We start from the raw sequence: 9,965 nt of genomic DNA on the forward strand, positions 1-9,965 counted from the left end.
AATATTGCGCCCTAAATTACGTCTTGTTAGAGGCTATTATTTGTCTCTGAATATTTAAAACAGTTCACTTGATGATCAACAATAAGTCCACAAGCTTGCATATAAGCATGACAAATAACGGGACCTATAAATTTAAATCCTCTTTTTTTCAATGCCTTATATAAAGATATTGCCTGTGGGCTACTGACAGGAGCCAAGCGATAATCCTTATAGGACTGCACGATTGGCTGGTACTCAACGGTATGCCAAATAAGGTCAACGAAATCTTCGCCTTTCGCCTCCATCGCCAATAATGCCTGTGCATTATTAATAATTGAGCGAATTTTTAATTTATTGCGAATCAACTCCGGTGATTGTAGCAGTGTATTCATTGTCTCTGAACTTATCTGAGCCACCTTCTCCGGCTCGAACTGGAAGAACGCCCGCCGATAGGCTTCACGTTTTTTTAACACGGTAATCCATGATAGCCCGGCTTGCTGTCCCTCTAAACAGAGCATTTCAAAAAGACGTTGCCGATCAAAACACGGGACTCCCCATTCGTGATCATGGTAAGCGAGGTAATCAGGGTCATTCGTGACCCAACCACAACGAGTTTTATCCATAGATTACTCCTGTTTACTTATTCATCAGCATGAAAAGCACAGCTTTGCGCGATCACTCGTAGCAAAGTTGATACACTATAGAGGTTAAGCAGCGCTTGTGCTCTGCACGAAGTTAGCATACAAAAATACTGAGGTTCGAGTTATCACATGTCGGTAAAGATTTTATCTTCTTCAATCATAGGATTAGAACAGTTTTGCCAAGCTCCGGCTACGGCTATTGAGCATGCCGATCAGCAAACGGTAGCCGTGTTCGATAATAACCAACCTATTTTTTATGGCTTATCGCCAGCTCGTCTCAATCAGTTATTAATGGCTGAAGCACAACTACAAAATCAAAGTGCTATTGCGCTCGACGCTGACTTTTTTGATGACCCCGCAACAGTGGTTAAGGCCCCTACAGGTAAATTCGCGTTATATTCGGGTTGGCAACCTGATAGCGACTTTTTGCGTCAAGCTGCGCTATGGGGCATCGCCCTGCACGAACCGGTTACGGTAGAAGAACTTACCGCGTTTATTGCCTACTGGCAGGCAGAAGGGCGTATTTTTCATCAAGTGCAATGGCAACAGAAATTAGCGCGTCATTTACAAGTTAGCCGCGGCGCTCCGCACGTAACATCTAAACGCGATATCACACAAATAGCAGAGCCTGATTACCAGATTCCCAGTGGCTTTAGAGGTGAATAATGAAGACACCCGAAAATTTATTTACGAGGCTCAAGAAGTTTATGCCCGATGGCATTACCCCAAAGTTTACTGAGGGTAAAGAGCTTCTTGCTTGGAACCAAGAGCAGGGCCGCCTACGTTCTGAAGCAATCGTACGTGAGAACCGGGCGATGAAAATGCAACGTATTATGGGCCGATCTGGGATTAGAGAACTGCATCTGAACTGTTCATTCGATAATTATCGAGTAGAAAGCGAAGGGCAGCGAAAAGCGTTGTTAGCGGCGCGGGAATATGCCGACCAATTTGGGCAAAGTATCGCAAGCTTTGTCTTTTCGGGTCGCCCAGGGACCGGTAAGAACCATCTTGCGGCAGCGATTGGTAATAGCCTAATCTTACAGGGTAAAAGCGTATTAATTATGACCGTGGCTGACGTGATGTCGACCATGAAGGGAACATTCAGTGGTGGTAGCTCGATGACCGAGGAGCGCTTACTTCACGACTTGAGCACCGTCGATCTCCTTGTCATCGATGAAATTGGTATGCAAACGGAATCCCGTTATGAGAAGGTTATTATTAACCAAATCGTTGACCGTCGCTCTTCTTCCAAACGCCCCACTGGTATGCTTTCCAATCTAAACCATGAAGGTATGAACGCGTTATTAGGCGAGCGGGTTATGGACCGTATGCGACTCGGCAATAGCTTATGGGTAAGATTTGATTGGGAAAGCTATCGCGATCGCGTGATGGGTAATGAGTACTAATAAAAAACTGACCGATTAGGAGAATATATGCCGCATGTAGACATTAAAAGCTTTCCTCGCGAATTTACAGATGAGGAAAAACAAGCGCTGGCAGACGAGATTACAGATGTCATCGTTAGACGTTTCGCCTCAAAAACAGAATCAGTGAGCGTTTCTCTGCAGCATGTCACACCGGACGCGTGGCGTGAAACGGTCTATGAGCCCGAAATTATGGCCCAAGAAGAAAACCTGATTAAGAAACCGGGTTATTCTCTGTAAGGATTCAAACGATAGGTTGTTATTCAGAAAATAGCCTATTGGATTACCGAAAAAAGTGATACCTGTCTACGCTTAGCTGATGCGGCGTGTTTTGTTATGAGATTTATTTGGAATATGAGTATGTCTGACTCTTTAGAGCGTAAACCGATACCCTTACCTGGGGGACATAATAAGGTTCTGCTTCACTCTTGTTGTGCGCCTTGTTCAGGTGAAGTGATGGAGGCAATGTTAGCCTCGGGAATTGAATACACCATTTTTTTCTATAACCCGAATATCCATCCTCTTAAAGAGTACGAATTACGTAAAGAAGAGAATATTCGTTTCGCAGAGAAATTTGGCATCCCTTTTATTGATGCCGATTATGATCGAGATAACTGGTTCGAACGAGCAAAAGGCATGGAGTGGGAACCTGAGCGTGGTGAACGTTGTACGATGTGTTTCGATATGCGTTTTGAGCGTACGGCTCTTTATGCACACGAAAATGGTTTTCCGGTGATTACCTCGTGTTTAGGTATCTCTCGCTGGAAAAACATGGAACAAATCAATGACTGCGGCGTAAGAGCGGCTTCGAAGTACCCCGATATGATGTATTGGGAGTTTAACTGGCGCAAAGGCGGCGGTTCTAAGCGGATGATCGATATCAGTAAACGTGAGCGCTTTTACCAGCAAGAGTATTGCGGATGTATCTATTCACTGCGCGATACTAACCGTCATCGTGTGGCGACGGGTCGCGAGCGTATCCAGATTGGTGTGCAGTATTACGAAGCAGACAGTAAAGAGTAACACGGCCCCGAAGACCGCCCTCAACGGGCGGTTTACAGATAATTAGGCGGTCAGGATCTTTTGCTCAGCAAGCTCTAGAGCAAAATAAGAGAGGATGGTATCCGCGCCGGCTCGCTTAATCGCCCCTAGGCTCTCTAACACTACATTTGTTTCATCAATGGCACCCGCTTGAGCGGCGAACTTAATCATCGCGTATTCACCACTCACTTGATAGGCAGCCAGTGGCAGGTCGCTACGTTCGCGTATATCGCGAATAATATCCAGATAGGCTCCTGCAGGCTTAACCATTAGCACATCAGCTCCCTCGGCTTCATCAAGCAATGACTCACGGATGGCTTCACGGCGGTTCATCGGGTTCATCTGATAAGTTTTGCGGTCGCCTTTTAAGGCCGTTCCTGCTGCTTCGCGGAAAGGACCATAAAACGCTGAGGCAAATTTCGTGGAATAAGCCATGATTGGTGTGTTATGGAATCCAGCGTGATCCAGAGCCTGACGAATGGCTTTAACCTGACCATCCATTGCGGCGGAAGGCGCAATAAAATCAGCACCAGCCTGTGCGGCGGCAACCGCCTGCTTACCAAGATTCACTAAGGTTTGGTCGTTATGGACTTCGCCATTAGCGCATAGAATCCCGCAGTGTCCGTGTGAGGTATATTCGCAGAAGCATGTGTCAGACATCACTATCATCTCTGGTACAGTCTCTTTACAGATTCGAGACATTCTTGAGACGAGTCCATTCTCCGCCCACGCATCACTACCGGTCTCATCAAGATGATGAGAAATTCCGAATGTCATCACCGACCGAATCCCTGCTTTGGCAATACGTTCAATTTCGAATGCAAGGCGTTTTTCAGGAATACGCATCACGCCCGGCATAGCATTTATGGGTTGATAGTCCTCTGCGCCTTCCTCGACAAAAATAGGAAGGATTAGGTCATTCAGGCTTAGTGATTGTTCTTTGAAGAGTTCGCGCATTGATGCAGTTTTGCGGAGCCTTCTTGGGCGATTGGGGAGAATAAGTTCAGACATGGATACTCTCGTACAGATTGTGGAAAGTAAAAGCTTACGCCTATAAGGAGGGAAGGACATGGCTTTGTGTGCCAAAAAGCCCCCTTTCGGGGGCTTATCACTTACTCTTTAATATCTGGATGTTGATCAACTAAACGACTACGCTTTTGCTCTAGTTTTTGGATCTCTTCATTGATATCGTCAATTTTTTGACCGATATTATCGTGGTGCTCTTGTAAAATTTCACGTGCTTCATCTAAATCAGATGCCGCAGGTGTTGCGCCAATCAGCGGTTTATTAGCGGTCTCTTTCATGAAGATACCCGTGATAAGTCCGATAATTGCAACGACCATCAGATAATAAGCAGGCATGAAAAGATTATTCGAGGCTTCAACCAGCCATGCGATGATGGTCGGTGTTAGACCAGCGATCAGAATGGAAATATTAAATGCGCTGGCTAATGCGCTGTAACGGATATTCGTCGGGAACATCGCCGGTAAGGATGATGCCATGACCCCAGTAAAACAGTTTAACACTACGGCCAAAATCAGTAGGCCTGCAAAGATCAAACCGAGTACATTACTGGTGATTAACATAAAGGCTGGAATTGCTGTGAAGAACAGAGCAATACTGCCGACGATAACAAATGGACGGCGTCCGAATCGGTCACTGAGCATTCCCATAACGGGTTGGATAAATAGCATACCAATCATAATTGCGATAATAATCAACACACCGTGATCTTCTGAGTAATGAAGATTGTGTGAAAGATAGCTCGGCATGTAAGTCAGTAACATGTAGTAGGTGACGTTAGTCGCGATCACTAGACCGATACACGCTAGCAGGCTTTTCCAGTGTTTTGTCGCAATGTCTTTGAAAGAGACTTTTGGACCGTTCTGAAGCCCTTCGCGGTCGCCTTGCTCTAATTTATCGACGTGTTGTTGGAAGGCAGGGGTTTCTTCTAAGGCATGACGAAGGTAAAGTCCGACAATCCCTAACGGTAATGCTAAGAAGAACGGTAGACGCCAGCCCCATTCCATAAAGCGTGCTTCACCGATAATGGTAGAAATAAGAACAACCACACCCGCACCAAGCACGAAGCCAACAATGGAGCCGAAATCTAACCAGCTACCCATAAAACCGCGTTTACGGTCAGGGGAGTATTCCGCAACGAAGATTGAGGCACCAGTATATTCGCCCCCAACGGAGAATCCTTGCGCCATTTTGGCAAGCAGCAGCAGGATTGGCGCCCAGATACCGATAGAAGCATAAGAAGGGATAAGTCCGATACAGAAGGTACTGACCGACATAATCACAATGGTGACAGAGAGTATTTTTTGGCGGCCGTATTTATCCCCGAGCATACCAAAAAAGAGTCCACCCAGAGGACGAATCAAGAAGGGAACGGAGAAAGTTGCCAACGCAGCAATCATCTGAATGCCAGGCGTAGCGGAAGGGAAAAAGATTTTACCTAACGCATAGGCGACAAAACCGTAAACCCCGAAGTCGAACCACTCCATTGCATTTCCTAATGAAGCAGCAGTGATTGCTTTACGTAAACGAGCATCGTCTATGATAGTAACGTCATCAATTCCGATGGGTTTAATACGCTTCCTACGTAATTTCATAAATTTACCTATAATGTGACGGAAATTTGCTAAGCAGTCGTTCAAAAGCACGTGAAGCTTGGTAACAAAATTATATGAGATTTTTTAAATTTTGAACCAAAGTCTCTTCAATAATTATCAGTGTAATTATACCAATAAGCGGCTAAGTATACTGTATATCTGTGCGTGAAGTCACATTCAGAACGTTTTTTAACCAAATCCTAGCGGTTGACTGATACGAAATTTCGTCAAGAGAGAAGTAAAAAAGGATAAATAGATGGGCCGTTATAAGGAATAACGGCCTGAATAGACTTAATGGATATTGATGGACTGAACGATCTCTGAGGCGATACTTTGCGATTGAGATTGGTTATCGGCAGGCAGAGAAATCTGTAGGGTAACAAGCTGATTATTCAGTTTAGCAAGAACGACCGTAGACCAATTACTGTGATTATTAGTAGAAACGACGCTGTCTAACTGTTGACCAGGTGTGTGGCCTAAAGTGATAGATTTATCCGCAACGACTTGCAGCTGAGGATCACGATTCCGCTGTTGGTCTTGAAGTTTCTGAGAAAGTTGCGGCAGGGTTAGCGCGGTTTCATCGCCGACGATCACGATTACCGCTTGCTGACCATTACTGTTCGCATAGACATGCATATTGTTCGACTCGGTTCCAAGTTTACCGGTCTGATCACTCATTCCTTGTGGCAGGCTAAAGGTCAGTTTGCCGTCGAGTAACGAGATATTCTGATGCTGACTTTGTGAGGCACTTTGATCGTGGTGTTGTGCTTGGGGATCATCTTTCTTTTGATCGCAGGCAGCAAGACCAAGTACGACTAAAAAGATACCCATATAGTGTGTAATGTGTCGCATACTAATCCCTTCCTTACAATTTATGTCGTTATCAAAGCTGAAATAGTGCGGTATTGCAAACAGTATTGTGTTGCACATTTCGTCTTAACGTTTTATCCCTTATTCGTGTGTAAAGAGTAAAAGCGTGTATCGCCAAGCAGGCGCTTAATAATGGTATTTAACAGTAGACCATAAATTGGAATAAAAAAGATAAGACAGATCAAAACCTTATAACTATAGTCAACCAACGCGATTTCTTGCCAGTGAGCCGCCATAAAGGGGTCGCTGCTATGTAGGAATGCAATCGAGAAAAAGGCGAATGTATCACTAAGGTTTCCAAAAAACATCGCGGCAACTGGGGCTAGCCACCATTGTTTTGCCATCCTTAAGCGATTAAAAACAGTAATGTCTAATAGCTGGCCGAGTACGTAGGCAACGAAACTTGCTAACGCGATTCGAATCACGACAGTGTTTAGGCCTATTAGCGCCTGCCAACCTTGCCAAGAGGCCTGGTAGAAGAGGCTAGAAATAATAAATGAAAGCAGTAATGCAGGAAGCATTGCCGCGAGAATAATTTTCCGCGCCAAAGATGCGCCGAATATGCGTACTGTGAGATCAGTAGCAAGGAAGATGAAAGGAAAGCTAAAAGCCCCCCATGTCGTGGTAAAGCCAAACACACTCACCGGAAGCTGAACCAAGTAATTACTGGACGTGATGATAATAAGGTGAAAAATAGCCAAGGGTAATAACAGCTTTTTACGCTGTTTGTCGGTAAAACTATTCATTTGTAGCCTTTTTAGTAGAATGGGGTGAGGGAACCCAATTGGTTAAAAATAGTACGGACTCAGACGAGATGGGCTGCATCTTACTAATCTACGGCGATTATGCAAGCAACTATTGCTAATGACTGTGCTAGGCTACTCGTGCGGCAGAAATTGTCTGTAACGCCGAGGCGAAGTACACTGCGATGTTTTTATCCCCAAGAGACGTGTTATGAATAACCAAGCCGAAAATTATGATCAATTATTGGACACCCGTGGTTTACGATGCCCAGAGCCGGTGATGCTGGTGAGAAAAATGGTCCGTAGTATGCAAAATGGCCAAGTCGTTAAAATAATTGCCGATGATCCCGCAACAAAGCGGGATATCCCAGGTTTTTGCGAATTTATGGAACATACGTTATTAAGTGCGCAATCGACGGAGATGCCTTACGTTTTTTTCGTTAAAAAGGGGGCTTAACTTGGTCCCCACGGCCAGCAGTGTTGTCGTTGAGTTGGCCTATCTTACCCCCTTCACAGCCCATGGTTTACTCGTAGTAAGTGAATGTGATACCCCGTAAAAAATCACATATTTAGTTAACTTGACTCTCTTTCAATCATCCCTCTTTAAATACGTTGTTCATCTGAGCGCTAATCTAGGATATGTTCTAAATTATATTATTCACAATGTAATATATCCATTTAACGTAATAGTAAGAATGAAACATTAATGTATTATCGAATAAATAAGATTCTAACATATTGAATTGTCATGCTTTCAGTATAAAGTTGACACAGCAACGTGAGACCCGTTGTTGATTAATTCATAGATTAAATAAATTTATAAAGCTCATTTACTATTATTAAGGATTAAATATATGAAAGAAATTTCACTAATAGAGATGACTAAAATCTCTGGAGCGGGTGGCCTGATTGATGGTGATTTTAACGGTGCCTTTTGGGGAGCTTTATTGGGTGCTATTGATGGTTTTGGTACCGGTGCAGCGGTCGGTGGTAAATATGGTGGTGCAGGTGGTTGGTTAATCGGCGGAATTGCCCAGTTAGTCGGGCTAACGGCCTCTGCGGTCGGAGCAGGTATTGGCGGTTATCTTTATGGCGGTATCCTGGGCTATGATAAAGCGATGCCTTATATTGCTTCTTACCGTGAAATGTAATTAAAAGAAGAACTAAAAGAGAGTAGAACTCTCTTTTAGTTTTTTTACTTTTTGGGAAAATGTTTTTTTTGCCAAGAAAGTAATTCGAAGACACCGAAAATAAATAGTTGAATCTCTTCTTTTCTCGTCATCTTTGGCCCAGTGCTGCTTTGCGTCGCTTTTAATAAAACGACTTGTAAGCCGTGCATGACCACCATAAATATCAGTGCGACATCGATAAAATATTTCAACGGTTTCGTGGCAGGATGCACGAGATTAAGTAATAGCACTACCCAGATGAATACCATTACGACTCGGCCACAGTTTATCAACATTACCTATTCCCTCATCATTGACGATGGTAAAGACGATAGCATACCTGCCCTGCAACTTTTTCTCTATGCAGTACCCAATTAGCAGGCACTGTCGGCATACCTTGTTCGACTTCATTTTCAGTATAAATCACGGCATCTTCCGCTAACCATTGATGTACTTCAAGCAGCTGTATTGTTTGCTCTAGTAGCCCGCGGCGGAAAGGTGGATCGATAAAGACGATATCAAATGGCGTATCGGGTCGAGATCCAGCGAGAAACTGTAGGGTATCCGCACGCTGTAGGGTCAGCTGAGGGGCATTCAATACGTCGAGGTTCTTCTGCAGCTGACGAGCGACATGCGCCTCTTTTTCAATGAGCGTGACTTGCGCTGCATAGCGAGAGGCTGCCTCAATACCGAGTGCGCCGCTACCTGCATAGCAATCTAAACAGTTTGCTTGAGGTAGCCAAGGGGCTAGCCAGTTGAAAAGGGTTTCCCGCACACGGTCAGTCGTCGGCCTTAGCCCTTCGCTATCGAGGACTGATAATTTACGGCCGCGCCACTGGCCCCCGATGATCCGTATCTGACCGATTTTTCCTGCCGATTTGCTCATAGTTTATACTTACGATGATTTATTACTGAATTTTACCGCGGTCCGCCCTGTAAACGCCGAAACGAAACTGTGATGCAGTATGGGTTAAATGGTAGAATGAATGATTATCTCATTAGTGTCGCAGTATGACAGTAGTTAATTACTGACAGATACAAATAATTTTGGTGGCTATTGTTCCAGCGGATTGTTCTGGACGGCCTTAGCAAGGAGTATTGTCTAACAATGGCAAAAGAAAAAAAACGTGGCTTTTTTTCCTGGTTAGGTTTCGGTAAAGGCGACGAAAAACAGCCTGCTAAGGACGAGGCTCAGTCGCTAGAATCAGAAAATAGCAGCAAGACTAGTGAAAGTCTTCAAGACGAAGCTCAACAAGAAAATACTGCGCCGACAGCATTAGAGCAGGAGTATTCCGCTCAGCAAGCTGAAATCTCGACGACTGAAGCAGGCACTGAGCATAGCGATGAACAACCGGTTGTTGACAACTTAGTGGAGGAGGAGTCGACTCTTCCTAGAGAGCCAGAGCCAGAGCCAGAGCCAGAGCCAGAGCCAGAGCCAGAGCCAGAGCCAGAGCCAGAGCCAGAGCCAGAGCCAGAGCAA

The 9,965-nt window shown here is 44.7% G+C and carries 13 protein-coding genes and 1 pseudogene; 7 read left to right on the forward strand and 7 right to left on the reverse strand.

Annotated features, from left to right (window positions below; genetic code table 11):
• Nucleotides 1–26: 26 nt before the first annotated feature.
• A complete protein-coding gene (locus tag MKR94_RS08875) occupies nt 27–602 on the reverse strand; it encodes a DNA-3-methyladenine glycosylase I (protein WP_241646592.1) in 576 nt (191 codons plus the stop codon).
• A 147-nt stretch (nt 603–749) separates the two neighbouring features.
• Here MKR94_RS08875 and dnaT point away from each other — a divergent pair, with 147 nt between their 5' ends.
• From dnaT to MKR94_RS08895, 4 genes are all read left to right on the forward strand, one after another.
• On the forward strand, nt 750–1,286 hold the full coding sequence (dnaT, locus tag MKR94_RS08880; protein WP_241646593.1) for a primosomal protein DnaT: 537 nt from the start codon (nt 750–752) through the stop codon (nt 1,284–1,286).
• Entirely contained in the window at nt 1,286–2,026 is a 741-nt protein-coding gene (gene dnaC / locus MKR94_RS08885; RefSeq protein WP_048911155.1) for a replicative helicase loader DnaC, read from the forward strand. Before dnaT ends, dnaC begins: the two co-directional genes overlap by 1 nt.
• Nucleotides 2,027–2,053: 27 nt before the next feature.
• On the forward strand, nt 2,054–2,284 hold the full coding sequence (gene pptA / locus MKR94_RS08890) for a tautomerase PptA (RefSeq protein WP_241646594.1): 231 nt from the start codon (nt 2,054–2,056) through the stop codon (nt 2,282–2,284).
• 120 nt (nt 2,285–2,404) lie between these two features.
• Nucleotides 2,405–3,067, forward strand: coding sequence for an epoxyqueuosine reductase QueH (locus tag MKR94_RS08895; protein WP_048911157.1), 663 nt, complete (start codon nt 2,405–2,407; stop codon nt 3,065–3,067).
• Between the two features lie 42 nt (nt 3,068–3,109).
• Here the strand turns inward: MKR94_RS08895 and hemB are convergent, their stop codons facing one another.
• From hemB to MKR94_RS08915, 4 genes are all read right to left on the reverse strand, one after another.
• Nucleotides 3,110–4,096 (reverse strand): porphobilinogen synthase, encoded by a 987-nt coding sequence (gene hemB / locus MKR94_RS08900; protein ID WP_241646595.1) that lies wholly within the window; start codon nt 4,094–4,096, stop codon nt 3,110–3,112.
• 101 nt (nt 4,097–4,197) lie between these two features.
• Entirely contained in the window at nt 4,198–5,703 is a 1,506-nt protein-coding gene (gene proP, locus MKR94_RS08905; protein WP_241646596.1) for a glycine betaine/L-proline transporter ProP, read from the reverse strand.
• 291 nt (nt 5,704–5,994) lie between these two features.
• Nucleotides 5,995–6,555: a DcrB family lipoprotein gene (locus MKR94_RS08910; RefSeq protein WP_241646597.1), complete on the reverse strand. Its 561-nt coding sequence runs from the start codon at nt 6,553–6,555 to the stop codon at nt 5,995–5,997.
• Between the two features lie 92 nt (nt 6,556–6,647).
• Entirely contained in the window at nt 6,648–7,319 is a 672-nt protein-coding gene (locus tag MKR94_RS08915; RefSeq protein WP_241646598.1) for a 7-cyano-7-deazaguanine/7-aminomethyl-7-deazaguanine transporter, read from the reverse strand.
• A 208-nt stretch (nt 7,320–7,527) separates the two neighbouring features.
• Here MKR94_RS08915 and tusA point away from each other — a divergent pair, with 208 nt between their 5' ends.
• The gene (tusA, locus tag MKR94_RS08920; RefSeq protein ID WP_241646599.1) at nt 7,528–7,773 is read left to right on the forward strand and encodes a sulfurtransferase TusA; all 246 of its coding nucleotides are present in this window, start codon (nt 7,528–7,530) and stop codon (nt 7,771–7,773) included.
• Nucleotides 7,774–8,170: 397 nt separating this feature from the next.
• Entirely contained in the window at nt 8,171–8,467 is a 297-nt protein-coding gene (locus tag MKR94_RS08925; protein ID WP_241646600.1) for a DUF5862 family protein, read from the forward strand.
• A gap of 44 nt (nt 8,468–8,511) precedes the next feature.
• On the opposite strand, the gene MKR94_RS08930 is transcribed toward MKR94_RS08925, so the two are convergent.
• A complete protein-coding gene (locus MKR94_RS08930) occupies nt 8,512–8,781 on the reverse strand; it encodes a DUF1145 family protein (protein WP_241646601.1) in 270 nt (89 codons plus the stop codon).
• A gap of 14 nt (nt 8,782–8,795) precedes the next feature.
• The gene (rsmD, locus tag MKR94_RS08935; protein ID WP_241646602.1) at nt 8,796–9,371 is read right to left on the reverse strand and encodes a 16S rRNA (guanine(966)-N(2))-methyltransferase; all 576 of its coding nucleotides are present in this window, start codon (nt 9,369–9,371) and stop codon (nt 8,796–8,798) included.
• A 222-nt stretch (nt 9,372–9,593) separates the two neighbouring features.
• On the opposite strand from rsmD, the pseudogene MKR94_RS08940 reads away from it, so the two are divergent.
• A pseudogene (locus MKR94_RS08940) lies at nt 9,594–9,965 on the forward strand (signal recognition particle-docking protein FtsY); the annotation flags it as partial.

The organism is Rosenbergiella metrosideri (genome assembly GCF_022602565.1).
In the GTDB taxonomy this organism is placed as follows: domain Bacteria; phylum Pseudomonadota; class Gammaproteobacteria; order Enterobacterales; family Enterobacteriaceae; genus Rosenbergiella; species Rosenbergiella metrosideri.

What these genes read in the sequence shown, in the direction of transcription:
- MKR94_RS08875 (WP_241646592.1), bottom strand. Translation starts at nt 602, where the DNA reads ATGGATAAAACTCGTTGTGGTTGGGTCACGAATGACCCTGATTACCTC.
- dnaT (WP_241646593.1), top strand. Translation starts at nt 750, where the DNA reads ATGTCGGTAAAGATTTTATCTTCTTCAATCATAGGATTAGAACAGTTT.
- dnaC (WP_048911155.1), top strand. Translation starts at nt 1,286, where the DNA reads ATGAAGACACCCGAAAATTTATTTACGAGGCTCAAGAAGTTTATGCCC.
- pptA (WP_241646594.1), top strand. Translation starts at nt 2,054, where the DNA reads ATGCCGCATGTAGACATTAAAAGCTTTCCTCGCGAATTTACAGATGAG.
- MKR94_RS08895 (WP_048911157.1), top strand. Translation starts at nt 2,405, where the DNA reads ATGTCTGACTCTTTAGAGCGTAAACCGATACCCTTACCTGGGGGACAT.
- hemB (WP_241646595.1), bottom strand. Translation starts at nt 4,096, where the DNA reads ATGTCTGAACTTATTCTCCCCAATCGCCCAAGAAGGCTCCGCAAAACT.
- proP (WP_241646596.1), bottom strand. Translation starts at nt 5,703, where the DNA reads ATGAAATTACGTAGGAAGCGTATTAAACCCATCGGAATTGATGACGTT.
- MKR94_RS08910 (WP_241646597.1), bottom strand. Translation starts at nt 6,555, where the DNA reads ATGCGACACATTACACACTATATGGGTATCTTTTTAGTCGTACTTGGT.
- MKR94_RS08915 (WP_241646598.1), bottom strand. Translation starts at nt 7,319, where the DNA reads ATGAATAGTTTTACCGACAAACAGCGTAAAAAGCTGTTATTACCCTTG.
- tusA (WP_241646599.1), top strand. Translation starts at nt 7,528, where the DNA reads ATGAATAACCAAGCCGAAAATTATGATCAATTATTGGACACCCGTGGT.
- MKR94_RS08925 (WP_241646600.1), top strand. Translation starts at nt 8,171, where the DNA reads ATGAAAGAAATTTCACTAATAGAGATGACTAAAATCTCTGGAGCGGGT.
- MKR94_RS08930 (WP_241646601.1), bottom strand. Translation starts at nt 8,781, where the DNA reads ATGTTGATAAACTGTGGCCGAGTCGTAATGGTATTCATCTGGGTAGTG.
- rsmD (WP_241646602.1), bottom strand. Translation starts at nt 9,371, where the DNA reads ATGAGCAAATCGGCAGGAAAAATCGGTCAGATACGGATCATCGGGGGC.